The sequence below is a fragment of the Myroides sp. C6-3 genome, from assembly GCF_050522425.1.
Taxonomy (GTDB): Bacteria; Bacteroidota; Bacteroidia; order Flavobacteriales; family Flavobacteriaceae; genus Flavobacterium.
Genome location: NZ_JBMVQP010000017.1, coordinates 44,912 through 70,008, shown reverse-complemented (window position 1 = coordinate 70,008; position 25,097 = coordinate 44,912). Strand labels below are relative to the sequence as shown.

At 36.3% G+C, this 25,097-nt stretch carries 18 protein-coding genes, 2 tRNA genes and 1 other RNA gene; 8 read left to right on the top strand and 13 right to left on the bottom strand.

Features of this window, described 5'->3' with window-relative positions:
• Nucleotides 1-2: 2 nt before the first annotated feature.
• From ACPDG9_RS09005 to ACPDG9_RS08990, 4 genes are all read right to left on the bottom strand, one after another.
• Nucleotides 3-77, bottom strand: a tRNA-Val gene (locus ACPDG9_RS09005).
• Between the two features lie 46 nt (nucleotides 78-123).
• A tRNA-Val gene (locus tag ACPDG9_RS09000) sits at nucleotides 124-201 on the bottom strand.
• A gap of 87 nt (nucleotides 202-288) precedes the next feature.
• Entirely contained in the window at nucleotides 289-1,506 is a 1,218-nt protein-coding gene (locus ACPDG9_RS08995; RefSeq protein ID WP_430527423.1) for a bifunctional folylpolyglutamate synthase/dihydrofolate synthase, read from the bottom strand.
• Between the two features lie 183 nt (nucleotides 1,507-1,689).
• A complete protein-coding gene (locus ACPDG9_RS08990; RefSeq protein ID WP_430527425.1) occupies nucleotides 1,690-2,778 on the bottom strand; it encodes an anhydro-N-acetylmuramic acid kinase in 1,089 nt (362 codons plus the stop codon).
• 98 nt (nucleotides 2,779-2,876) lie between these two features.
• Between ACPDG9_RS08990 and ACPDG9_RS08985 the strand changes: the two genes are divergently transcribed.
• Nucleotides 2,877-4,019, top strand: coding sequence for an acyl-CoA dehydrogenase family protein (locus tag ACPDG9_RS08985; RefSeq protein ID WP_430527422.1), 1,143 nt, complete (start codon nucleotides 2,877-2,879; stop codon nucleotides 4,017-4,019).
• A gap of 78 nt (nucleotides 4,020-4,097) precedes the next feature.
• On the opposite strand, the gene ACPDG9_RS08980 is transcribed toward ACPDG9_RS08985, so the two are convergent.
• Complete coding sequence (locus ACPDG9_RS08980; protein WP_430527421.1) at nucleotides 4,098-4,976, bottom strand: energy transducer TonB; 879 nt, start codon at nucleotides 4,974-4,976, stop codon at nucleotides 4,098-4,100.
• A 296-nt stretch (nucleotides 4,977-5,272) separates the two neighbouring features.
• Here ACPDG9_RS08980 and ACPDG9_RS08975 point away from each other — a divergent pair, with 296 nt between their 5' ends.
• On the top strand, nucleotides 5,273-7,714 hold the full coding sequence (locus ACPDG9_RS08975; RefSeq protein WP_430527420.1) for an ATP-binding response regulator: 2,442 nt from the start codon (nucleotides 5,273-5,275) through the stop codon (nucleotides 7,712-7,714).
• 160 nt (nucleotides 7,715-7,874) lie between these two features.
• Here the strand turns inward: ACPDG9_RS08975 and fabV are convergent, their stop codons facing one another.
• From fabV to ACPDG9_RS08945, 6 genes are all read right to left on the bottom strand, one after another.
• Nucleotides 7,875-9,071: an enoyl-ACP reductase FabV gene (gene fabV, locus ACPDG9_RS08970; protein WP_430527419.1), complete on the bottom strand. Its 1,197-nt coding sequence runs from the start codon at nucleotides 9,069-9,071 to the stop codon at nucleotides 7,875-7,877.
• Between the two features lie 233 nt (nucleotides 9,072-9,304).
• Nucleotides 9,305-10,411 carry a helix-turn-helix domain-containing protein gene (locus ACPDG9_RS08965; RefSeq protein WP_430527418.1) on the bottom strand — a complete coding sequence of 369 codons (1,107 nt, stop codon included), beginning with the start codon at nucleotides 10,409-10,411 and terminating at the stop codon, nucleotides 9,305-9,307.
• 25 nt (nucleotides 10,412-10,436) lie between these two features.
• A complete protein-coding gene (locus tag ACPDG9_RS08960) occupies nucleotides 10,437-11,372 on the bottom strand; it encodes a helix-turn-helix domain-containing protein (RefSeq protein ID WP_430527417.1) in 936 nt (311 codons plus the stop codon).
• A gap of 936 nt (nucleotides 11,373-12,308) precedes the next feature.
• A complete protein-coding gene (locus tag ACPDG9_RS08955) occupies nucleotides 12,309-13,091 on the bottom strand; it encodes a hypothetical protein (RefSeq protein ID WP_430527416.1) in 783 nt (260 codons plus the stop codon).
• 56 nt (nucleotides 13,092-13,147) lie between these two features.
• A complete protein-coding gene (locus ACPDG9_RS08950) occupies nucleotides 13,148-15,622 on the bottom strand; it encodes a TonB-dependent receptor (RefSeq protein ID WP_430527415.1) in 2,475 nt (824 codons plus the stop codon).
• 3 nt (nucleotides 15,623-15,625) lie between these two features.
• The gene (locus ACPDG9_RS08945; RefSeq protein WP_430527414.1) at nucleotides 15,626-17,332 is read right to left on the bottom strand and encodes a peptidoglycan DD-metalloendopeptidase family protein; all 1,707 of its coding nucleotides are present in this window, start codon (nucleotides 17,330-17,332) and stop codon (nucleotides 15,626-15,628) included.
• Nucleotides 17,333-17,680: 348 nt separating this feature from the next.
• Between ACPDG9_RS08945 and ACPDG9_RS08940 the strand changes: the two genes are divergently transcribed.
• The 4 genes from ACPDG9_RS08940 (at nucleotide 17,681) to rny (ending at nucleotide 20,068) form a co-directional block, all read left to right on the top strand.
• Nucleotides 17,681-17,971, top strand: coding sequence for a hypothetical protein (locus ACPDG9_RS08940; RefSeq protein ID WP_430527413.1), 291 nt, complete (start codon nucleotides 17,681-17,683; stop codon nucleotides 17,969-17,971).
• Nucleotides 17,972-17,979: 8 nt separating this feature from the next.
• Entirely contained in the window at nucleotides 17,980-18,279 is a 300-nt protein-coding gene (locus tag ACPDG9_RS08935; protein ID WP_002990886.1) for a cell division protein ZapA, read from the top strand.
• A gap of 67 nt (nucleotides 18,280-18,346) precedes the next feature.
• Nucleotides 18,347-18,456: non-coding RNA, 6S RNA (gene ssrS, locus ACPDG9_RS08930), on the top strand.
• A 49-nt stretch (nucleotides 18,457-18,505) separates the two neighbouring features.
• Nucleotides 18,506-20,068 carry a ribonuclease Y gene (gene rny / locus ACPDG9_RS08925; protein WP_430527412.1) on the top strand — a complete coding sequence of 521 codons (1,563 nt, stop codon included), beginning with the start codon at nucleotides 18,506-18,508 and terminating at the stop codon, nucleotides 20,066-20,068.
• 149 nt (nucleotides 20,069-20,217) lie between these two features.
• Here the strand turns inward: rny and xerD are convergent, their stop codons facing one another.
• Complete coding sequence (gene xerD / locus ACPDG9_RS08920; protein ID WP_430527411.1) at nucleotides 20,218-21,129, bottom strand: site-specific tyrosine recombinase XerD; 912 nt, start codon at nucleotides 21,127-21,129, stop codon at nucleotides 20,218-20,220.
• Nucleotides 21,130-21,216: 87 nt separating this feature from the next.
• Nucleotides 21,217-21,858 (bottom strand): outer membrane beta-barrel protein, encoded by a 642-nt coding sequence (locus ACPDG9_RS08915; RefSeq protein ID WP_430527410.1) that lies wholly within the window; start codon nucleotides 21,856-21,858, stop codon nucleotides 21,217-21,219.
• Nucleotides 21,859-22,188: 330 nt separating this feature from the next.
• On the opposite strand from ACPDG9_RS08915, the gene aroQ reads away from it, so the two are divergent.
• The gene (gene aroQ, locus ACPDG9_RS08910) at nucleotides 22,189-22,605 is read left to right on the top strand and encodes a type II 3-dehydroquinate dehydratase (protein WP_430527409.1); all 417 of its coding nucleotides are present in this window, start codon (nucleotides 22,189-22,191) and stop codon (nucleotides 22,603-22,605) included.
• Nucleotides 22,605-25,085, top strand: coding sequence for a DUF5686 family protein (locus tag ACPDG9_RS08905; protein WP_430527408.1), 2,481 nt, complete (start codon nucleotides 22,605-22,607; stop codon nucleotides 25,083-25,085). Before aroQ ends, ACPDG9_RS08905 begins: the two co-directional genes overlap by 1 nt.
• Nucleotides 25,086-25,097 lie beyond the last annotated feature (12 nt).

Below are 25,097 nucleotides of genomic sequence, written 5' to 3'. Positions count from 1 at the left end.
TGTGGGCGATGAGGGATTCGAACCCCCGACCCCCTCGGTGTAAACGAGGTGCTCTGAACCAGCTGAGCTAATCGCCCAAATAAATATTTCTATAAATTCGGAATATTTCAATATGTGTAAGAATGGTGGGCGATGAGGGATTCGAACCCCCGACCCTCTCGGTGTAAACGAGATGCTCTGAACCAGCTGAGCTAATCGCCCTTTCTTAATGAACGTGTAATCATGTGTTGATTACGGGTGCAAATATACGACGGGATTTTATGTTTGCAAGCTTTTTGAAACTTTTTTTTATAAAATTTCAGCTACCACAAACGTACTCCCCCCTATATAAATTAAGTCATCTGCCTTTGCTTGCTCCTTAGCTTTTTCATAAGCTTCTGGTATTGAATCACAAACATCGCCCTCCAAACCAAACTCTCTTGCTTTTTCAGCTAAAATAGTCGCATCTAATCCTCGAAAAATAGTTGGCTTCGCAAAGAAATATTTCGCCTCTTTAGGCAAAAAAGGAAGAACTCCACTCAAGTCTTTGTCATTTACCACCCCAAAAACAACATACAATTGCTTGTAATTTTCTGTTTTCAACTGTTCCATCACAATTGAAATGCCATGTTCGTTGTGAGCCGTATCAACTATAACCTTGGGTTTTTCCTGTAAAATCTGCCAACGCCCTTGTAATTTAGTATGAGCTACCACGTGAAGCAATCCCTTGCGCTCGTCTTCTTCGCTAATATTCCAGTCTTTTCGCAACAATTCAATGACTTGGCGAACACTGCGTATATTTTTTTGTTGATAGACTCCCTTTAAGTCAGAGGTCCAAGTATTAGCTTCATACGTTTCTGAAGCAAAATAAATCGGACTTTCCATTTCTTTAGCTTTAGCGATAAAAACAGGTTTCGTCTCTGCGGTGTATTCTCCTATAACAACAGGAACTCCTTTTTTAATAATCCCCGCCTTTTCCCCCGCAATAGCGGCTAGTGTATCCCCTAAAAAAGCAACGTGATCCTTCCCTATATTCGTAATCACTGACACCAAAGGTGTAATGATATTAGTTGCATCCAAGCGCCCTCCCATTCCCACTTCAATAACAGCAATATCTACTTGTTCTTCTTTGAAATATTGAAACGCCATACCTACAGTCATCTCAAAAAAGCTCAATGACTCCTTTTCAAAAAAAGATTTATTCGCCTCAATAAAATCGACAACAAAAGCCTCTGTTATTTCTTCTCCATTAATCTTAATGCGCTCTCTAAAATCCTTTAAATGAGGAGAAGTATAAAGCCCTACTTTATAGCCTGCCTCTTGCAAAACAGCTGCTAACATAGACGAAGTCGAGCCTTTGCCATTTGTACCGGCAATGTGCAAGGTTTTAATCTCCTTTTCTGGATGATGTAAATGAGCAGCTAATTTTTCGATATTCGATAAATCAGCTTTATAGGCCACTGCACCTTGTTGTTGATACATGGGTAATTGTTCGAACATCCACAAAACGGTTTCTTGATAAGTCATAAGTCCAAAAGAAATTGTTATTCTGTATTATACGTATTTAAAATAGCAGGTATACAATACTACTAGGCAAAAGCACTAAAACCTCCTCTTTCACCTGCGCCAAAGATAGGTTGTTTTTAAGGTGTCAAGCAAGTGGATTAACGTTTAAAAACACGAGCCTAGAAGCCCTAATGCAAAGCGTTATTACCAAACAGGATCGTAAATATCGTAGATCACCCCTGCGCTATGATCATAAGAGGCTCCTGTCACACTAGCTAATGTATTGACTTCATCACGCACTTTTAACACCCCTAACAAGGCAAAGATCAAGGCTTCCTTATAATTAACAAGTGTAACATCAGGTACTTCAAATTGATAATTTGCAGCATAATAGCGAATTCGGTTCAGGAGAAAAGTATTACATGCTCCTCCTCCAGTCACCACAATTTTCGCCTCTTTTGGCAAATCTATTCCCTTTGCAATCTGCATAGCGATGTGTTCCACCAAAGTTGCTAGATAATCTTCTGGACTTAGCGGATACAATGCCAATATAGGATGAATCGAACTTGACACAAATTCCACACCCAGTGATTTAGGAGGTGTTTTGCTGTAATACTCTAACGCATTCAACGCCTCTAGTAAGGGTTGACACACCAGTCCTTCTTGTGCTTTTGTTCCTTCAGGATCATACAACAGCCCCAATTTACTCGCTTGTTCATTTAATAGTACATTTACTGGACACAAATCAAAAGCAATGCGATACTGCAAGTGATTCTCGTAAGACACATTGGCAAATCCGCCTAAATTCAAACAAGCCGTGTAATCGCCAAAAAGCAAACGATCTCCAATAGGAACTAAAGGAGCACCTTGTCCGCCAAGTAATACATCTTGCACGCGAAAATCACAAACGACTTTGTGTTGAATGAGATCAGCCAGTATAGGTAAGTTTCCAATTTGCACCGTATAGCCCAAATCAGGGCGATGTAAAATAGTGTGTCCATGTGAACAAACAAAATCGATCGTTTCTAAGGCATTTTCTTGTATAAAGGCGGTAATAATACCCGCTAAATACACGGTATATTCCTCATCCAATTGATCCAAAGCTTCTTTATTCAGCGCAATCGCTTCTTTTAGCTTCTTTCTCCATGCGGTTGAATAGGCGATGGTTTGTCCTTTTTGAAGGTTAAAAGTCCATTTTCCTTCTCGAACAATCAACTGAACATATACGATATCTACCCCATCTAAAGAGGTTCCTGACATGATTCCGATAACGCGGTATTGACTATTTTTCATAGGTATAAATTTACGCATACTAATTGAATATTTGATATTATTCCGCTATATTTGAACGGATAAATTTTCTAGATTACAAAGAATAAAATAAACAATCAATGGATTTTAAATTAACAGAAGAACAGCTAATGATTCAGCAGGCTGCTCGCGATTTCGCACAGACCGAATTATTACCAGGCGTTATTGAAAGAGATGAACACCAAATTTTCCCAACAGAGCAAATTAAAAAACTAGGAGAGCTAGGGTTCTTAGGGATGATGGTTGATCCAAAATACGGTGGAAGTGGATTGGATAGTGTATCGTACGTACTAGCAATGGAAGAGATTGCAAAAGTAGATGCGTCTACTGCTGTAGTTTTATCTGTTAATAATTCTTTAGTTTGTGCTGGATTAGAGAAATATGCCAACGAAGAACAAAAAGAAAAATATTTAACTCAGGTAGCTTCAGGAGAAGGAATCGGAGCTTTTTGTTTATCTGAGCCAGAAGCAGGTTCGGATGCGACTTCTCAAAAAACAACAGCTGTTGACATGGGGGATTACTACTTGTTAAACGGAACAAAAAACTGGATTACTAATGGTAGTACTGCTTCGTTTTACATTGTTATTGCTCAGACCAATCCGGAGAAAAAACACAAGGGAATCAATGCTTTCATTGTAGAAAAAGGATTACCTGGATTCGAAATTGGAGCAAAAGAGCAAAAAATGGGAATCCGCGGTTCTGATACCCATACGTTACTTTTCACAGACGTAAAAGTACCAAAAGCAAATAGAATTGGCGAAGACGGATTTGGTTTTGCTTTTGCAATGAACGTTTTAAATGGCGGTCGTATTGGAATTGCATCACAAGCGTTGGGAATCGCACAAGGAGCTTATGAGTTATCTTTAAAATATGCAAAAGAGCGCAAAGCTTTTGGAACCGAGATCATCAATCATCAAGCGATTGCATTCAAATTAGCTGACATGGCAACTCAAATTTCAGCGGCGCGTATGTTGTGTTTAAAAGCAGCAGTAGAGAAAGATGCTGGACAAGACATTTCAGTTTCAGGAGCAATGGCAAAACTATTTGCTTCAAAAACAGCGATGGACACAACGGTTGAAGCAGTTCAGATTCACGGTGGAAATGGATATGTAAGAGAATACCATGTTGAACGTATGATGCGCGATGCAAAAATCACTCAGATATACGAAGGAACTTCTGAAATTCAAAAAATTGTAATTTCAAGAGGTATTTCAAGAGACTAATGTTCAAATACAATATAAAGTAAAAAGCGATCCAAATGGATCGCTTTTCTTTTGTATTAACCTATCAATTTATCTCCTTTACTGTACTTGAATTGTAATCGGTAAAGTAAACTGAGATCGTACTGCTCGATTATCTTGACGTGCCGGTTTCCATTTCGGCATTGTTTTCAACACGCGAACTGCCTCCGTTCCCGCACCATAACCAGGGTCACGCATCACCTTTATATCCGTAATACTCCCGTCTTTCTCCACAACAAAAGACAAAATCACTTGAACCTTACCACCTGTTGTATTGGGAATATGTATTTCTCTAAACTTAGAGATAAAACTCTTGCTAAAATGCGCCAAGCCTTCCATAGGTGTAGCACTTTCCGTTGTTACGCGGTAAATTTTATTCTCCATCTCTTTCGCATGTCCCTTTCCAGCTTCACTTCCAACACCTTCAAGCGTGGTTCCTGCTTCCTCTTTGATCAGAATAGTTCCTTCTTTAGCTCCTTCAATCGTACTATTGCCGATCAACACCTCAACTAAATCCTCTTGCTTAGCAGGTTCTTCCACTATTTCATTCGCTGCTGCAACTTCCAAAATCGTAAATCGCTCGACGTCCATACTAGAAGCAGGCGCACTAGACTCTTCCGGTATATAGGTGTCTATAATCGGTTCTGGCTCTTCCACTTCTTCCTTAGGAAATACCAAATCTTCTAGTTCAACTACTTGATCTAAAGGATCTACATATTCAATTTCACCACCAGCAAATGTAGGATTCTCTTCGTCAAAAAGAGAAGAAATAGCCGCTGGCACTACAAATACCAAACCAAACAAACACAATCCACTGCCTAAGGCAATAAGGGTTGTTCTTGGACTTTCTAGACGCAATTTGTAGGCTCCATATTGCTTATTTCTACCTGCAAATACGATATCTAACCAATCTTTTTTAAATAAATCATTCTTTGCCATACTATACATACTTAATTGATTAAACACAAAGACTATCGAAATAAATCAACACCCCCCTTTTTTACAAAAACTAAAATAAATAGTTTATACTAAAGTTAATCATTTCTAACTAATATCCAAATAAAACCATAATTAATTTACATATACACTAAAAATACAAACTACAAAAAATATAATTCGCAACCATTAAATTCTTATTTTTTTTTTTTTGTTTCCACTTGTTACACAAGGGAAAAATCAACAAAGAGAACGAACATTTTGTACATTTGTAACTCAATACAAATACGTAGTACAAGATGAAACCCTCTAAATCGATTCAATTAAAAATAATATTCTTGTATATCATACTGCTAGGTGCGGTCTTCTTTTCGGGTTTTTACATCTATAAAGAAGCGAAAAAATTCACTTTACCAGAAGAACAAGTAGTCAAAGAAAACAACAAGATCTTCCTTGTCAGCAGCACATTAAACAACCTGTACTCTTCGGAGATTTACAGTCGAAATGCAATTGTAACAGGCAACAGCAAAGACATTAAGAGCTATTATTCACATTTAGACACCTTAGTCAATCAGATCGAGCAGATTAAACTAACAACGACGGATCAGGCTATTCATCAGAAGATAGATTTGGTTCAAGACTTGCTAAAGAAGAAGAAAGTCAGCTTTAACAATATCATCAAAGCGAGAAAAGAAATCAATGAAGATCGAAACTACAGCGAAGCTATTGATAAAATATACGATATACGAGATGAGATCGAAAAAAAAATAGAGCCTATTGTCATCCAAACCAAAGAGAAAGAAAAACGAAGTGCATGGGCCCGTTTATTTAAAGGTGACCATACCGACACAATCACCAAAACAATCAGTTATCCGAAAGTGACGGATTCGATTATCAGTGCAATGGAAAACATTATTCTGCAAGCACAGCAAAAAGTCAATCAACAACAGGCGAATTTATTAAAAGAGGAACAAAAGCTTATTATAGAGAACAAAAATATCACGAATGAATTGCGTAAAATACTCGAAAGTATTGAGCACAATTTACTCTCACTCTCCTATCAAAACATCAATGAATCGAAAGCGCGTATCAGTACGGCATCGACCAATATTGCTTACATAGGAGGATCGGCCTTGTTTGTTATTATTATTTTAGGTTGGATCATCATCAAAGACATCAACCAAACCCAAGAATATCGTTTAAAATTAGAACAACTCAACCAAGAAAGAGAGGTCTTATTGCGCAGTAAAACGATGTTATTTGCTACAGTAACACATGATTTACAAACACCTTTAGGGAGCTTAATCGGTTTTGCTACTTTATTGGAAAATACAGAACTAAAGCCTAAACAACGCCAATACCTCAACAATATACAAAGTTCAACCCAGTATATTGCTAACCTCATCAACGACTTAACCGATTTTTCTCGATTAGAGAACAACAAAATAAGCATTCAAGAAAAGGCGTTCAACCCCAAAGAACTCATCGAAAGTATCTGTGCACCCTTAGTACCTAATGCAGAAAGTAAAAAAATAAAATTAAAATGGACGGTAAGCCCTGATCTCAACAGTACTTTTATTTCAGATCCTTACCGCTTAAAGCAAATTGTCACAAACTTAATCACCAATGCGCTAAAATTCACCCAACAGGGCGGTGTTTTCATTGAAGCACTTCGATTGGATAACCAACTAGAAATCAAAGTTATTGATACAGGAATTGGCATTGAACAGAGTCAAATTGAAAACATATTCAAAGAATTTAGCCAAGCAAATGAAGGTATTGAAAAGCGCTTTGGAGGTACAGGATTGGGATTAAATATCTCCAAACGCTTGATTAATCTACTCAACGGAGAGATCAAAGTAGAGAGTATTTTGGGAGAGGGATCAATATTTACCTTAACCCTTCCCCTTGAAGAGGCGGATATACAAACCAATTCCCTTACTTCACCTCAGCAGTTCAAGGAACACTTTACCATATTAGCACAAGACAATATCCTCGTTGTAGATGATGACAAAATCCAACTACAACTTATGGAAGAACTGCTTACCCCTATTTTCAAAAAAATAGAAGTACTCAATGATTCTTCAGAAATAGAAAGTGTATTGGCTCAGGAGCATTATGATCTTATTCTAAGCGATATTCAAATGCCAAAAATGGATGGTTTCGAAATGATTCACTTGTTGAAAAACAATCCTGCCTACCGCGATATTCCCGTAGTTGCCTTATCAGGTAAACGCGATCTTACGGTAGAGGATTTTACAGCAGCTGGATTTACCTCCGCACATCAAAAACCTATTCAATTGCAAGAGTTACTGATCTTAATCACACAACTCCTACACCCAACACACAAGCTGGAGCTTACCCCGATTGAAAATCAAAGTGTACCTCCAAGCAATCCTGAGCAACTGTATGACATCAATCAAATTAAACAATTTATAGGCGAAGATGTTGCTGCCTTGCGTAAATTTGTTGTTATTTTTGTTGATAGCACGCAAGAAAACATCCTTGATCTCACGTATGCAAAAGACGACTTTGACTATCAAACTGTGAGCAACATTGCTCATAAAATGCTACCTATGTTCAAACAGCTTCAAATCAATCACCTCGTTCCTTCTTTAGAAAAATTAGAAGATCAAACCATCAACTTTCAAACCAAAGAAGAGCTTTCCTTGTATATTGATACACTTACACAACAAATTCAACTTGTTGTGACAGACCTACAGGAAAAGTATTTGGGGTAGTTCGGTGCTTGGTGTTTGCTGTTTGATGAGGCGATGCGTGTACACGGTTCCTTATTGCTCATCCCTTACAAATTATATCTTGTGGTTAACCGGAATCCTTAAACTGCTCCTAAACCATAAACCCATAAAAAAAGGTGCTCTTTTTAGAGCACCTTTTTTATTATTTAATACTAGCTACATGAACTAGTTCATTTGTTTCTGCATTGTAATCTATTCCGTCGAATTCGAATCCAAACAAGTTAAAGAAATCTTTTCTATAGCCTTCTAAATCGGAGATTTCATTAATATTATCTGAATTGATTTGCTCCCATAGTTTCGCTACTTCTGCTTGTACGTCTTCTCTCATTTCCCAATCGTCAACTCTAATACGTCCTTCTGCATCCAAAGCTATAGTTTTGTCGCTGTACAAACGATCATTAAACAAGCGATACATTTGCTCAATACAACCTTCGTGAATATTCTTCTCCTTCATCACTTTATACAACAAAGAAATATACAAAGGCACTACAGGAATTGCAGAGCTTGATTGCGTAACCAAGGCTTTGTTTACAGACACATAAGAAATTCCTTCTAAGTCAGCTAACAAATTATTGATTGTCGATACAGTAGCCTCTAAGTCATTTTTAGCCATACCAATTGTACCATTGCGGTAGATTGGATAGGTCAACTCAGGTCCGATGTAAGAATACGCAACAGTTTTAACTCCATCTGCTAAAACACCTGCTGCTTTTAAATCTTCCATCCAAAATTTCCAATCTTCTCCTCCCATAACAGCGATCGTATTATCAATATCACTTTGTTCTGTTACAGGATCGATTGTAATATTCGAAACTACTCCCGTATGGAAATCTACCGTTTTATTTGAAAAAGGTTCATTGATTGGCTTCAATACAGACGCATAAGCCACTCCTGTTTTTGGATGTGTACGTCTTGGTGAAGCTAAACTATAAACCACTAAATCCACTTGACCTAAATCTTGTTTAATCAAATCGATTGTTTGTTTTTTAATTTCGTCAGAATAAGCATCTCCATTGATGCTTTTTGCATATAAACCAGCCTTAGCTGCCTCTGTTTCAAATGCTGCTGAATTATACCAACCTGCAGTTGCGGGACGACCTTCTGTTGCTGATTTTTCAAAGAAAACCCCAATTGTAGCTGCATCTGATCCAAAAGCCGCAGAAATACGCGATGCCAATCCGAAACCAGTTGAAGCACCAATTACAAGTACTTTTTTAGGTCCGTTCGCTATTTTTCCTTTTGATTTAACATAAGCAATTTGTTGTTTAACATGCGCTGCACATCCTTCAGGATGAGAAGTTAAGCAGATAAATCCACGAGTTCTAGGTTGTATAATCATTATTTCTATTTTTTCTTTACTAAGCTGTAAAATTATTTTCTGTTCTAAAAATTGCATACTTCAATGCTTATACAAATATAAACAACTCTTTTTATATGCAAATGAAATATAGTAGGATTGTTAGTAGCACACCAACCGTTACTTACTTCTTTGCCTAAAACTAAAAAAAGCACTCTGTTGTCTAGAATGCTTTTCTTTGTTTACGTATTTTTATCCGCTGTAATGTACTGAACCTATCTGTTTTCCAGAACAGTTGTAATATATTCAGAAGGAGAAACTCCTTCGTATTTTTTAAATGCTCGAAAGAAAGAAGTACGTGAATTAAAACCACATTCATCCCCTAATTCCGACACCGTAATGTCAAAATCCTTTTGCTTCAACAATTCCTTGGCATATTCGACGCGTAATTTATTGATATAAGCGTTGAAGTTCATTCCATAGGTGGTGGAAAAAAACTGAGATAAATGGTGTTTGGCAATTTTGCTTTCTTGCTCTAAATCCTCCAAGGTAAAATTCACTTTCAAAAAGGACTTTTTCTCCAATACAATCTGCTCTACCTTAATTTTATAAGCCTGTAAAACATCTTCTGCTAGTTTTGATTTTTCGTATTTTAAAAGGGCTTGTATATCTTCTTCCACTCGATCTGATTCACCATCTGAAATCGACACTACTTTGACATACTTCAAGCGCGCCATATAGTAATTAAAAATCACAACAGAAAAGCACAACAAAGCTAAATAAGTGATTGACAGATCATAATATAAAATGTTATTATAGAAGACCACACCTAAGCAGACCAAAGCCATAAAGATCATAATCCACATAACTCTGAGAATTAACAAGCGTACATTATTGTTCAATACCAGCTTATTAATTTTAAAGTATCCAGTAAATGAATAGCCGATGTACTGAAATACTTCAACGAAATACAGCACTAGCAAATAGCGATACGCTTCAACCGATCCCATTGTAAAATGATTCCCTAACAAGAAACCGTAAAAACCAAGGAGCACAAGAGAAGGAACAAAATGAAGCATAAAGAGAAATCTATTTGCTCTCTTTGTTTCTTTATTCACCTCTTCAGTTAAGAGGACCAAACAGCAATAAAAAGTGGGTGCGTAAACGGTATTAAGGGGCAACCCCAAATGAACCAAACGATAATCCGACCACAGTAATCTACTACACAAAATTGTAATAAGGTGAAGAACAAAGAACAACAAAAACACGTTTAGCATTTTTTGTGTCTTTGTAGAAGTCGTCAATTTATTGTTTACAATAAAAGATATACCCCCAAAAATAATGGCAGCCGTTAGTACAATTAAGTTGAAATAAAATTCCATAACCGTTTGACTATGCGATTTGACTTCAATACACAGAAGGAGTTTTACCTACGAACAGCTTAAAGTATTTGTTAAAAGTTGATTTAGAACTAAATCCACACTCTTCTACAATAGCTTCTATTGTCAAATTATTTCGCTCTTGTAACAGTGCTTTTGCATGCAAAATCCTATACTGAGCTACCATATGATAAAAAGAAGAATTCAAGTGGTGATTAATCACGGTTGATACTTCTTGTTTATTTAAACTAACTGCATCAGCCAAATCTTCTAAAGAAAAAGAAGTAGCTAAAAAATCGTCACTTGTTTCGAAAAACTCAATAATCATGCGTTCTCTATCTTCCAGTCCGCTTTGGAACGGGCGAGTATGTGCTTTATTTACGATAAAACTCGGCACTTGATTCAATAATCCCTTATTTCCATTGTGAATAAAAACTAAACTCAACAAGCTGAATAACAACACTAAAACCGTTAATCCTACTTGAAAGAATACATATTCGATCCCCAAATCCGCAAAGATATAGGTCATGACGAAAAAGATAGTTTTAGCGATTAAACACGCGATTAGATAGTTACAGAAAAAACCGATAAATCCCAATACGCTTTGATTCGCAGTTGTCGGCTCAATGCTTTTCAACTCCTTATACAACAACGTTAAATACGTTAATACATAAGCAAAAATTAGCGATCCAAAGTACTTAAAAGGAAATAAACTAGGCAACAAGATAACCACCACAACAATGCTGTAATGAAGGAAAAACTCCTCTACAGAAGGCTCTACTTTTCTAGCTATTTTTCTGGTAAAAAAATACAATAAAGGAATTGCTAAGTGACTAAAATTAAGACTTATTCCTAAGTAAATCACAAGAAGCTGAATCAGAGAGATAGCTAAAATACTCTTAACGATACTCTCGAAGTTAAAATGGCCTCGTAAAAAACCATCAAATGTTTTAATTAGTTTCATAATGTTAGTGGTGATGATGTATTAATATAATACCTCTACCCTCACATATTGCGCCGTGACTATACTGCATAGCTATATAGCACGATTCTCTATTAAGTGGGGACTTAAGATAATAGATGTTCGCCTATTACTACTTTTTTTACTTTCGTTTAAAGCGTGACAAAATTATTATTTATTTTTTAGATTAACATAATATTTAACACTACAAAATGAGATTTACATATTCTACAACTAATCGCATTTAACTGTTTATTATACTTAACTTCTCAAGGAAAAACACCAATAGTCGTTAAGTAATTTTACCAAATAACAATTATTCTTATATTAATTTATATCCATTTAATACAATAAAACCAACTGATTCACCAATTAACTGTCTTATTCCCTACTTTGAACAGCCTTTGTATTTTTTGTTGTGGATTATGTACAAACTCCATTTTCATTGAAATGGATCAATCAAATCAAAAATCTCATTTTGTATATTCTTTAGACCACACAACTCCAAAAAAGTCACATCTTATTTTGTTTTTCCTATTAGATCTCCTACAAAACACAAACAATAAATCAAACGAATTACACAAACAACTACAATATATACAAAAAATAAACACAAAAGTAAAAAACACCTAAGACCATAAGTTAAAAACACCATTAAATTCATAATTATGAATTTTGTTACTTTTTTTTCATATTAGGCGAGTTAAACAAAAAACAAAAGACTCATGCATCAAAATTTCTCAAAAAGAGAAGTACTTTCCCTAATTGTATTGTACTTATTTCCTCCTCTACATTCTCTTTAATAAGTAAGAAAAGATTTCAACACACCCTTGGCAAAAGCTGTTGAGAAATGACGAAAAACACTTAACGAAAAGACATAAAAAAAGCCCTAAAATGCTACAACATCTTAGGACTCTACTTTACTTTTTTTATTGTTCTTTACTTCACTTCTTCTGTATCAACGGGTTCTACAACTACTTCTTCACTTAAATTATTTAGTGGATCATAGCTCTTCACTTCCCAAGTCGGATCCGTTAAATCGAGGTAAAAATAATTGACATTGTCATTCTTATCGAATGCTCCGTTTTTGTTGATATCTTCAATCGTTCTAAAATACAGTCTATTTTGCACCTCTACCACCGTCCAATCCAATAACTCTTGCAAGTAAGGACTTAGTTTTTTAAACTCTTTTCCGCTTCCTCTACTGATATAAAGTGTTTTAATATCATTGGAATCAATTCTGCCATCACGATTCGTATCTCCGTCAAAAACATTATACACTAGTATATTTTTCTTTATTTTTTCTGCCATCGTGTTTAAATACACAAGAGATTGGATTTGAATTTTCTGAGTGGTCAACGGTCTAATAGTGGTAGAATCTTTGTGTTGAAACATCAAGTTTTCTAGATATCCTGTAATTTCGAATGGAACATAATTGGAAACGGTATATGAAAACTGACTTACTTTACTTGTTCCGTATTTACTTGGGCTAGCATATACTCTAACTTCCCCCACCGGGTGAATTAAATAGGACGAGCTACCAACAACCAAGGGTAAATCGGCAATTCTAATATCTTCTGTTTTTTCTTTAACTATTTCCTGTTGTTCCGTTTTTTTTACCTCATCTTTATAAATAACTTTGGGTTTCTCTTCTTGTCCTTTACAAGAAAAAAACAGCACAACGAAAAAAACACTTGCTACTAAACCTAATTTTGTTTTCATTCTTTTCACTATTGATGATTCAAAGATACGTTTTTTACAAATGCAGGAAAAAAAAATTAAAATGTTACTGCTAATTTCATATTAAACGTTCTACTCGTCATAAAATTGGGAATGGCGTAAGCTTTGTGGCTATTTAGATCGCGAATCCACGTATTGGTAATGGCATTTTCAATGTTAAACACATTGTATATTTCGATTCCAATTTGCAATTGGTCAATCCCTTGCAGCCATTTGCTATCTTGACCAATTTCCGCATCTTTAAACACGTAGTTAAATCCGATATCCGCTCTCTTGTAATCACGTAATTTACCTTGATACAAATAAGGATCTACATAGGAGGGTGATCCTCCTGGCAATCCGGTATTATAAACAGCGTTTAGGTATAACTTCAAATTGGGAATGCTTGGAACATAGTCTTGAAACAACATACCAAATTTCAGCCGTTGATCCGTAGGTCTTGCAATATAGCCTTTGTGTTGATAGTTTTCTTCCGTCTTCATGTATCCAAAACTGATCCACGATTCCGTTCCTAGGATAAATTCACCATAGAGTCGAACATCTGCTCCATAAACATAGGCTTTCGCATCGTTATTTGCTACATAGCGCAAACGCACATTATCTAATGTATACACATTTACATCTTGTACGTTTTTGTAATACACTTCCGACTGCATTCTGAAATTTTTGTCCCACATTTTAAATCGATACTGATGCCCCAATACGACAGTCCACGCTTTTTGCGCCTTCAAATTGGGGTTCAACGTACCGTCAAACCCTCTATACTCCCGATAAGAAGGAGGTTGTTGATACAAACCAAAGGATAAGCTAAATAGCATATCCTTTTCCCAGTTACTTGGTTCTATCCCGAGCTGCACCCTTGGACTCACTACAGCCTTTCCTTGATTCGCTTGAGACATCTTCCACCACTGCATTCTCGCCCCTGCGTTTAAACTAATCTTAGCCCATTGCGTATATGCATTTTTACTCCACTCCCCATACGCCATCACACGATCCACATCAACTGTTTGCTGCTTGTGTAGTGCTGCGAAGGCGCCATTACTTGGAGCTATATACCCCAAGGAGTCGATCAATTCCCATTCAGACAATCGATCTCGACTATTTTCATGTACGTATTTCACTCCCCAGCGCAAAGCTGTATTAGCGTCATCAAGTAGGTGTTTTCCTTTTACTTCCGCACTCAAAGACAGGGCATCGTAGTCGTTTCTTGCGTGTGAATACTGAGAAGCCACTCCCTTTTTAATCGGCAAAGGATTTTCTATCTCCTTTCCAAAGAGCGGATCATTGTCATATTCCGTTTGATCCACGACTAAATAAGAAGCTTCAATATCATAATACTCCTTTTCTTGGGTATGATACGCCGAGAAAACCCCTTCAATCTTAGTTTGTTCTGTTTTATACGTTGAAACAAAAGCACCAAACAACGAGCTATATTGATCTTCTTCCTTTCCGTTGTATAAAATCGACACAGTAGATGCATTATACCCACCAAAGGACACATTTGCTCGATTAGGTTCGTACTTATATTGATTACCTGTAATATTTCCGATAAAACTAAAATCCCACCCTTCGTTCCACTTGTAGTGAAGTATGGCTTGCGCATCCATAAAAGAAGGGCGATAATAGCCCTCATCATCTTTGCGATTCATCAACAAGCGGTTGTTGTGGTAACGCATTCCCAAGATAGCCGTAAACGCTTTATCTTTCGACACAAGATCAACGGTTGCACCTGCCCCTAAAAAGCTAGCCTGTAAATAAGCTTTATTTTGGGTAGGTTTTCGGTAAGTTACCTCTAAAACCGAAGACAATTTATCTCCATATCTTGCGGTAAATCCACCCGCTGAAAAGGCAATATCCTGTACCATGGTCGGATTAATAAAACTCAACCCTTCTTGTTTTCCGGAGCGTATTAAAAAAGGGCGATACATTTCTACACCATTGACATAGATTAAATTCTCATCAAAGCTACCACCTCTAACTGAAAATTGATTACTCAATTCATTATTTGAATTCACACCAGGCAGTGTGGTAAGGACTGTTTCCAATCGATTACTTCCTTTGACAACATCTGAGATTCCCGTAAGAGCAATACTCGATAAGTCGCGTTCTACCCTTGTATTGCTATTTAAAATCTCAACAGTTGGCATTACGCTATTTGACAGCCCTTGATTCTCTTGTTTAAGTTCTTCCACCTGCGCTTGTATTCCATTACAAGTGATTTGTAGTTTTCGAATTTCATTCGCATTCAACCGAAAATCCTCTTTAACTAAACAAAGACTACCGATAAACTTCAAGTGTAGTGACTCATTTGCTGGTACTTCAACTGAGAACGCGCCTAGTGCATTGATTTTTGTTTTTGCAATCACGCCATCACGCAACAACACTAATACTTCCCCTACCTTTTCTTCGTTTCCTTTTACCACAACATTCCCTTGTAAGATAGCCTTGTCCTGCGCATAGGTAGCTATACACAAAAGCAAAGACAGCAGTGTTATTCTCCATTGATTCACCATAGTTTACTTTCTAAAAAAATGAGTGGAATACGTTGTTTCATTCCCCATGTTATCTGTCACTTTAATGACCACGTCATTACGACCTGAACTCACTACTCCATCGCGGAATAAATGTACTATTTTTTTTGTTTTGTAATCGTAATCTAACAAGATCCACTTACCGTTAATTGTTCCCTCAATCGCTTGAATTCCCGTTTCGACATCTTGTATTAAAAAAGAAATCTCTTTGGCATTGCTCAACCAGTCACCTTCTTTAAAACTCGGTTGATAAATCTTGGGTGGCGTATGGTCAATCCCGTAAGTGTACTTACCTAATTTCTTGGTATAAGCAGTAAACACACTGCCTTTTTTGGGCGTTTTTAAATAACTTTTACTTCCATTGGGTGCCACTTGCGCGAGATATGCTTTTTTGAGATCAGCTTCACTTAAACCAAAACCACTCATATCTACCGTGAGGGTCATATTCTTAAACGCTGCTACTTCATCTTTGTGAAGGGTTACGATTTTGTCTTTAGCATCAAATAAAAACGCAAAATCTTGATAAAACGTATTAGCAGGAATACTCACCGTTGCAAAGTCCTTTTCCAGCAGCATTTCTCTTGTAGAAACGACGTCATAACTGTCCGCACCAGAAACGTCTTTGCTTTCCACTCGAGCGACAAAATCATCTGCATACGTAATTGGAATTTCAATTATCGTTTGATTCCCATGATAATCAGAGGCCACGATTTTGTAGGTATAACTTTCCCCTGGTTTAACGTCTAACACGCCTTTTGTTGTTTTGTCCATCGTTAAAACAGATAAGGGATATGGTTTTTCCACAAACATTTTTTGCACTTTGCTTTTGGTGCGACTCGCATGACTATAATCGATCAAGGCATTGACAAAACCGGATTCACTGAATGCAAAAGTATCGAATTGATAACTAAAGCTCGGTTTTCCGTTGACAAAAGTAGCTACTTTATAAACACCGTTTTTATTTGTATTATAGTTTGCGGTGTCGTACATATCAACGCCAAAGCTTATTTTTCCTTTTGCAGTAATAGGATCAGCAGTCAACACACCGTTTATTGTTTTATACGTCAAGGCCACCGGTTTGATGGTCTGATTGATAACAGCATCTTGAGAAATGGGGTAAGCATACACTGCATTGACAGTTGGTGCTTCCGTATCAGTGAGCATTGCTTTCATTCCCCAGCTCAACGGATTGACAATGGCTTGTGTTTTCGTATCTCGAAATTCGTAGTGTAAATGAGGACCACCAGAGCCACCTGTATTACCAGTATAAGCGATAATATCTCCTTTTTTCACGGGAATTTCATTGCGTTTTGGAAAAATTTCTAGTTCAAAAATGCGTTGCTTGTAATGCGTATCGAAAACCCGTTGCGCAATTGCCCCCTCGTAACCACTCAAATGCCCATAAACAGTTGTCATTCCATTAGGATGATCTATATACAAGGCTTTCCCATACCCCCAAGTAGAGACTTTAATACGCGATACATAACCATCTGCGGGTGCATAAACAGGGAGTCCAATACGCTGTTGCGTCTTAATATCTAACCCTGCGTGAAAGTGAGTTCCCCTGAGCTCGCCAAAATTTCCAGAGGCGTGAATAGCAATATTTAAAGGGTTGGCAAATTCTAAAGACGTAGATTGTCCAAAAGCAACAAGAGCAGAGCAAACAAAAATTCCAGTTAAACTTTTTTTCATTTCATATAATTTAATGCTAAAATAAAGAATAATCTAAAAAAGCACCTTCTCTTTACGAGAAATACCACTTGCCAACTTCTTTTCTTTTTAATCGACTCTAAAATGGTGTGCTTTACTGTCTTCGTAAAGCAAGTATCTATTTCTTTAGTTTCTTGTCTTTAGCTGTTCACTTAGGGAAAATAGCTAAGGATATCCGTCTGACGATCAGTAAAAAAGTTGTTTTATTTTCCATTATCTAGTTATTAATCAATTTCCTAGCCGATCGCGCGAACTTTTAGCAGAAAATATTTTAAAATCTAAATACAAATTGTAACTTTGTAAAAGAATAGTGAATATTTATTTTGCGACATGAGTGAACTAACGGACATAATTAATGCATTGGAAGTAAAGTTTGCAAAACTTGTACAAAGATTAGATCAATTAGAAGCAGAAAACAACAAGCTTAAACAAAACTTGATCAAGGCACAGCAGGAGATTCTACAAAATGAGACGCAATTAGACGACATTTATAAAAAATATGAATCTCTGCAATTAGCCAATTCACTATTGGGCAGTGACGAAGGAAGAAAAGATACGAAACTCAAGATAAATTCATTGATAAGAGAGATTGACAATTGTATCGCTCAACTCAGTAAATAAAGCTAGCTATGAGTCAGAATGAACAACTAAAAATCAAGATATCGATAGCTGATCGTGTATATCCCTTAACGGTTACCTATGCACAGGAGGAGGCTTTGCGCTCGGCGTCAAAGAAGATTGATATCATGATAAATCAGTTTGAGGAGAGCTATGCGGTACGAGATAAGCAAGATGTTCTAGCGATGTGTGCTTTGCAATTAGCATCGCAAACTGAGCAAAAAACAATTGACAAATCTGAGAATTACAATAAAGCTGTTGATCGATTAGTTCGATTAGACGAGGCTTTAGATCGTATACTTTCGAAATAGAAACACGTTCTTATTTAAAGGAAAACTAAAAAAAGATACTGCTCACATTAGTAAACCGTTTTGATAAACTCAACACTAACAAATTAAAATGGGTGAATCGTTGCTACTAAAGCATGCTGCATTACTGCAGATCCTTGAAAAGCAAGCTAACCCAAAACTTGTTTAAATTCAGAGTTTATGCAACTCTACTGATGTGGGCTTTTTTTTATATAATTATAAAACACATATGGATATACTATTTATTGTTGGAGGAGTTTTAGTAGGTGCAAGCATCGGTTTTGCAATTGCAAAATACCTGGAAAAAAACCATGCTTCTTCTATTTTACAAAACGCTAATAATGAAGCTAAGACAATTATACGCGACGCAAAAACAGAAGGAGAGTCTATTAAGAAGGAGAAAATTCTTCAAGCAAAGGAGAAATTTATCGAGTTAAAGGCAGAACATGAGCAAGTAATTTTATCGAGAGATAAAAAAATGGCGGAAGCTGAGAAAAGAACTAGAGATAAAGAATCGCAAATCTCAAACGAACTTTCTAAAGCGAAAAAAGCTGCGGAGGAAAGCGAAAAAATAATTAAAGATTACGATGTTAAGTTAGAACACGTAGAGAAGAAACAAGAGGAAGTAGAGCGTTTACACCGCACCCAAGTAGAACAATTAGAGATTATTTCTGGTTTAACAGCTGATGAGGCGAAAAACCAAATCATCGAAAGTTTAAAAACGGAGGCAAAAGCGGATGCAATGTCTTACATTCAAGATACAATTGAAGAGGCCAAATTAACGGCACAACAAGAAGCGAAAAAGATCATTATCAATACAATTCAACGTGTTGGTACAGAAGAAGCGGTTGAAAACTGTGTATCTGTATTCAACATTGAATCAGACGATGTAAAAGGTCGCATCATTGGACGTGAAGGAAGAAACATTAGAGCGATTGAAGCAGCTACAGGTGTAGAAATCATTGTGGACGACACCCCTGAAGCGATCATTCTTTCTTGTTTTGATCCAGTAAGACGCGAGATTGCACGTTTATCCTTACACCGTTTGGTAACAGACGGACGTATCCATCCTGCTCGAATTGAAGAAGTTGTTGCCAAAACAACCAAGCAAATTGAAGAGGAGATTATTGAAATCGGAAAGAGAACGGTTATTGATTTAGGTATTCACGGTTTGCACCCTGAATTAATCAAAATCGTTGGTCGTATGAAATACAGATCGTCTTACGGTCAGAACTTATTACAACACTCTCGTGAAGTTGCTAAATTATGTGGTTTAATGGCTGCTGAATTAGGATTAAACGTTAAGTTGGCCAAACGTGCTGGATTGTTACACGATATCGGTAAGGTTCCAGAAACAGAAAGCGAACTTCCACACGCAATCTTAGGTATGCAATGGGCAGAGAAATTTGGTGAAAAACCAGAAGTTTGCAATGCAATTGGAGCTCACCACGACGAAATTGAAATGACAACTTTAATTGCGCCAATCATTCAAGTGTGTGATGCTATTTCAGGAGCGAGACCAGGAGCGAGAAGACAAGTATTAGATTCTTATATCCAACGTTTAAAAGATCTTGAAGGTATCGCCAATGAATTTGGAGGAGTTAAAAACTCATATGCGATTCAAGCGGGTAGAGAATTGCGTGTAATCGTAGAAAGTGAAAAAGTATCCGATGAAATGGCTGCTACGTTATCTTTCGATATTTCACAGAAAATTCAAACAGAAATGACGTATCCAGGTCAAGTAAAAATTACTGTTATTAGAGAAACAAGAGCAATTAACATTGCTAAATAATACTAAAAAAGCGAAAGAATATCTTTCGCTTTTTTTTATCCCTGTGATAAGCTCCTTTTTCAATCCGTTTTATTCGCCAAAAGTTACTGTACTCATTCTATCCTTTCTCTTTACTATCCTTTCTCTTTACTATCCTTTCCTACTCCCTCCTATTTCTTACTTCTCGGGTGATAGGTATTCATAACACCTTTTAACTTTTCTCTGCTAATATGGGTGTATATTTCGGTCGTTAGAATAGATTCGTGTCCCAACATCAATTGAATCATGCGAATATCTGCACCATTTTCTAATAGGTAAGTCGCAAAAGAATGTCGGAAACTATGGGGACTAATATTCTTCTGAATATTTGCTTGTTTAGCTGCTTGCTTAACAATGGTAAAGATCATAGCTCTCGTTAAGCGTCCTCCTCTTCGATTTAGAAAAACAACGTCACTATCTTCTTTCTTTACCTGCATATGATCGCGTATACTGCTTTTATAAAGTAATACCCACTGCATCGTATCTGGATCAATAGGGACAAATCGATGTTTACTTCCCTTTCCGATAACGCGAATAAATCCTTCCTCAAAAAACAGATCACTCAAGCGAAGGTTAACCAATTCACTAACCCGCAACCCACAACTGTAGAGCATTTCTAGCATTACTTTATTTCGATAGCCCTCTGACGTCGATTGATCCAAAGTCGCTATCATCGCATCTATTTCTTCAACTGCTAAGACTTCGGGGAGTTTACGCCCCAATTTTGGAATTTCCAACAAATCTGTAGGGGCCTTTTCTATTTGACCATCGACGATCAAAAAAGTAAAGAAACTCTTTAGACCTGAAATGATACGCGCTTGTGAAGTTGGCGCTAATAAGGTAGAAATCTGATATACAAATTCATTGATATGCGCTGGAGTAACCTCTTTCGGCGTTATAGTTATCTCGCTATAGCTCAAAAAACCCACAAATTTCAACAAGTCTAACTCATAACTTTCAATAGAATTTTCTGCCAAGCCACGCTCTAGCTTTAAATAATAAATATAAGATTGGAGGGTATTTTGCCAACTTGTCGTGCTCATTTTGATTTGATGCTTTAGTTCAAAGATAAAAAAAAGAGCTTCAAAATTGAAGCTCTTTCTTGTATTGTATTATTTACCGTTCTGTGATTAGAATTTGTATACTAATCCGAATGTAGCATTGTCAAAGAAGTTATTGAAAACGTTTAAGTTTGCTTCAGTTTCTGAAACTGTGCCTACTTTCGTTCCATCCTCTTTCATGTTGTAGTTTTTGTAGCTGAATACATTTCCTAAAGCAAATGTAACCGCTAATTGCTCAGTAACAAAATAGTTGAAACCTAAATCAATTCCAGCAGCTAGACCTGTTTCTTTGTATTTTTCACTAGAAACTTTTCCTTCTTGGTATCCTACACCAACTTCAGCATAAGTTTTGAAACGGTTACCTAATTCTAAGAAGTAGTAACGAGCAAAAGCACCAGCATACATTGTAGTTCCAGTAATATCAACTCCTAATGCACCTGCTCCTACGTTTGTTTTACCAAAACCTAAAGAAGCTCCAACTGCTAATTTATCACTTAAGAAGTATCCTACTTTAGGATTAAAGTTGTAATGTGTAGTTTTATCTTTAGCTCCTGAATCAGAATCTTTCACTACTTGATCTTGAATTTGGAAACTTCCTTCGATCATTACATTACCTTCTTGGAATCCAAAAGTTGGTTTTTCTTTTTCTTGAGCGTTAGCTGTGAATCCTAAAGCAGCAACAGCTACTAACGATAGTACTAATTTTTTCATATTCATTAATTTTTTTCTATTAACTGAGAACGAAATTACAGCATATCCCGCCGAAACAACGTTTATTTAATAAAAATATAACATTAAAGAAACCTTATATATTTAATTTTTTAACATGACATTGTAAATCAATCAGTTATTACACTACTACAAATTGTTAATATTTACTTAATTTACAAGTATTCTTCAACAAAAAAAACTTCAAATATCCTAACATCCACTAAATGAGAGGAAACTCTCAAAACAGGACTTTTAAATATTCATATCCCCTTTGTCTAAGGAACCTTAATATTAAATATCTTTGTTTTATTGTTCTACTAATTTAAAATCATGAAAATATTAATACTCAATGGTCCCAATCTCAATTTGTTAGGTAGAAGAGAGCCTGATATTTACGGTAATCAGTGTTTTGACACCTATTTTGAGCAATTGAAAGCCAAGTTTCCAAATGTGGAACTTATTTATTTTCAATCCAATATTGAGGGGGTTTTACTTGATAAATTACACGAAGTAGGGTTTAGTTATGCGGGCATTATTTTTAATGCTGGAGCGTATACCCATACTTCAATTGCACTCGGTGATGCTATTGCAGCGATTACAACACCGGTTATCGAGGTGCATATTTCCAATACCCATGCGCGTGAGTCTTTTCGAAAGGAATCTAAATTAGCAGCCGCTTGTCAAGGAGTTATACTCGGTTTTGGTTTAAAAAGTTACGAATTAGCCTTACGTGCTTTAGTAGATTAATGAATAAAAGTGTAAAAAAAATTGTTTCAGTTCTTGTATTTCTCCTAGTATTTATAGGAGGAGGTAAAGGCTATGGACAAACCAGAACCGGAAGAGTACTCACAGAGCAGCAAACTCCTGTTTCCAATTGTTTGGTTTTCATTCCTGGCAGTACGCAACACACTCGTACGGATGACAATGGTTTTTTTACCCTTACTTGGGACAACAAGCTTCCGCTCTATTTACAAAAAGAGGGCTTTGAAAACGAAAAGATAAAATATAAAGACGTCCAGGATACTTTCGTCATTCAATTGCGTGCTTTAGACAAACGCAACATTCTCTATACAGAACAACAGGATAACTATGCGTCCTATTTACTTTCTTTAGTATATAACAACTTTACAAAACGAACGGATAACTACCAAGTTTCGTATTATGCGAAAGGGGATTTACAACTCAATACACAACGTGCGTCATATTTAGGACAAAAGCGCAAAGATTTAGATCCTGCTTTAGATATTGACAGTGAGCAAGAGGGTAATTTTATTTACCTCAGTGAAATTCATTCGGACTTAGATTATCGAGATAAGCTCATCAGTAAAGAAACGGTTCATGCCTTACAACAAAGAGGGAATTCTAAAGATCTACTCTTCTTAACGGGTACAGACAACGATTTTAATATTTTTAGTTCTGAGGTATCCAAGCAGATTACAGTTGTTTCCCCTCTTCTACCTTATGCTAATTCGTACTATTTCTTTGATATCATTTCAGAAGAAAGCAGTGGTGATGAAACATTATATCGCGTATATTTTACTCCTAAACGCGATCGAGAGCCTATTATGGAAGGGTATATTGAGTTCACGAGTAAAAATTGGCAGGTTTTGTCTTTTTATGCTAAAATGCAAGGGAATAATGTCAGTTTAAAAAACATCAACAACCTGCAAATCAAACAAACCTATCAGCACAATCCCTCCTTAGATGCGCATGTAAAGGTTTCTCAGACGCTCGTTTTTGATGGAAAGTTTATTGTGTTTGATTTTACGGGTAAATTTGAAAGTAGTTTTTCTAATTACACCGAAAAACCAGCGGATTTAATGGAGAATAAAACCAATGAATACTTGACTTTCACTAAGGATTATAACTCCGACGAAAAAGACAAATTAGCTTTAATTCGCCCCTTTAACTTGACCAATAGTGAGCAAAAATACTTTGATCAAAAGTCGATTTTACTCACAGAAAACACCAAGAGTATCTTAGATTCTATTGATAAACGAACGAATAACTTTACTGTTTTCAAGCTAATAAAGGGATATAAATACGTCAATTCTTATAAAAATACGACTTACAATTATCACGGGTTGCTGTCTACTTTTGCCTTCAACGCTGTACAGGGATTCAATATAACATCGGGAATAGATTTCACTAAATTACGTGCTGATAACGTGGCTACATCGTATGGAATGAATGTCAGTTATGGGGTAAGTGAGAATAAATTTCGCTTTTCGGGTTATGCATCCCATGTTTTTAATCAAGAAGATTACACCACTATTCGCTTAGAGGCTGGGGAATCAATTGAACAATTCAATCAAGATAATCCAATCAAAAAGCCAATAAACTCTTTTGCTTCAGCTTGGTTCGGAAAAAACTACGCCAAGTACTTTCAGCAGAAATTTATTGCGTTTCACTATAGCCAATATGCCTTTACCAATTTTAAATTTGAAGGACAGCTTTCCTATGCGTATCGCAAAAATTTATATAATAGTGTCCAAAATCCCCCCTTTGTTCCTACTTTAGAATTTACCTCTAATAATCCTTTAGATCCAACGGATTTTGAATCACCATCTTTTGAAAATAATGGCTTGGTTAAGTTACAAATGAATGTTCAGGTAGTTTTTGATCAAAAGACAATCAGTTATCCCAATAAAAAACAGTACTTACAGCAATCGAAATACCCTATTTTGGAGGTTCACCTTGAAAAGGCATTGAATACAACGAATCGACATTTTAGCTATACGTTTGGTTCTATTTCAACCAAGTATCAAAACAATATTGGGAATTTCGGTGAATTGTACACAGGTATTTCGCTTGGTCAGTTCTTTGAACAAAACAAAATCCCGTTTACGGATTACAAGCATTTCAATGGAAATCAAACCTTTATCGGTTCATCTGCAATCTACGACAAGCAGTTTAACCTGCTGCCCTATTACGAGTATAGTACAAATAAATCGTATATTGAATTTCACATGGAACACGATTTTCGCGGATTTTTAATCAATAAAATTCCACTCTTAAACAAAACACGTTACTCCCTCATTTTTGGTTTTCACCTCTTACATACACCTGACCAACCTACCTACAAAGAATTTAGTTTAGGTTTAAACAACTTTGGTTTCGGTAAGTTTAGACCCTTTCGAATTGATTATATTACTTCATTCTCTGATCGCAAAACCAGTCACGGTGTTGTATTAGGAATCAAAATCCTAGATCTTATTCAGAAATAGACAGGCGTTTTT

What these genes read in the sequence shown, in the direction of transcription:
- ACPDG9_RS08965 (WP_430527418.1), bottom strand. Translation starts at nt 10,411, where the DNA reads ATGGAATTTTATTTCAACTTAATTGTACTAACGGCTGCCATTATTTTT.
- ACPDG9_RS08960 (WP_430527417.1), bottom strand. Translation starts at nt 11,372, where the DNA reads ATGAAACTAATTAAAACATTTGATGGTTTTTTACGAGGCCATTTTAAC.
- ACPDG9_RS08945 (WP_430527414.1), bottom strand. Translation starts at nt 17,332, where the DNA reads ATGAAAAAAAGTTTAACTGGAATTTTTGTTTGCTCTGCTCTTGTTGCT.
- ACPDG9_RS08990 (WP_430527425.1), bottom strand. Translation starts at nt 2,778, where the DNA reads ATGAAAAATAGTCAATACCGCGTTATCGGAATCATGTCAGGAACCTCT.
- ACPDG9_RS08905 (WP_430527408.1), top strand. Translation starts at nt 22,605, where the DNA reads ATGAATAAAAGTGTAAAAAAAATTGTTTCAGTTCTTGTATTTCTCCTA.
- ACPDG9_RS08985 (WP_430527422.1), top strand. Translation starts at nt 2,877, where the DNA reads ATGGATTTTAAATTAACAGAAGAACAGCTAATGATTCAGCAGGCTGCT.
- xerD (WP_430527411.1), bottom strand. Translation starts at nt 21,129, where the DNA reads ATGAGCACGACAAGTTGGCAAAATACCCTCCAATCTTATATTTATTAT.
- ACPDG9_RS08975 (WP_430527420.1), top strand. Translation starts at nt 5,273, where the DNA reads ATGAAACCCTCTAAATCGATTCAATTAAAAATAATATTCTTGTATATC.
- ACPDG9_RS08955 (WP_430527416.1), bottom strand. Translation starts at nt 13,091, where the DNA reads ATGAAAACAAAATTAGGTTTAGTAGCAAGTGTTTTTTTCGTTGTGCTG.
- ACPDG9_RS08940 (WP_430527413.1), top strand. Translation starts at nt 17,681, where the DNA reads ATGAGTGAACTAACGGACATAATTAATGCATTGGAAGTAAAGTTTGCA.
- ACPDG9_RS08935 (WP_002990886.1), top strand. Translation starts at nt 17,980, where the DNA reads ATGAGTCAGAATGAACAACTAAAAATCAAGATATCGATAGCTGATCGT.
- ACPDG9_RS08950 (WP_430527415.1), bottom strand. Translation starts at nt 15,622, where the DNA reads ATGGTGAATCAATGGAGAATAACACTGCTGTCTTTGCTTTTGTGTATA.
- rny (WP_430527412.1), top strand. Translation starts at nt 18,506, where the DNA reads ATGGATATACTATTTATTGTTGGAGGAGTTTTAGTAGGTGCAAGCATC.
- aroQ (WP_430527409.1), top strand. Translation starts at nt 22,189, where the DNA reads ATGAAAATATTAATACTCAATGGTCCCAATCTCAATTTGTTAGGTAGA.
- ACPDG9_RS08995 (WP_430527423.1), bottom strand. Translation starts at nt 1,506, where the DNA reads ATGACTTATCAAGAAACCGTTTTGTGGATGTTCGAACAATTACCCATG.
- ACPDG9_RS08915 (WP_430527410.1), bottom strand. Translation starts at nt 21,858, where the DNA reads ATGAAAAAATTAGTACTATCGTTAGTAGCTGTTGCTGCTTTAGGATTC.
- fabV (WP_430527419.1), bottom strand. Translation starts at nt 9,071, where the DNA reads ATGATTATACAACCTAGAACTCGTGGATTTATCTGCTTAACTTCTCAT.
- ACPDG9_RS08980 (WP_430527421.1), bottom strand. Translation starts at nt 4,976, where the DNA reads ATGGCAAAGAATGATTTATTTAAAAAAGATTGGTTAGATATCGTATTT.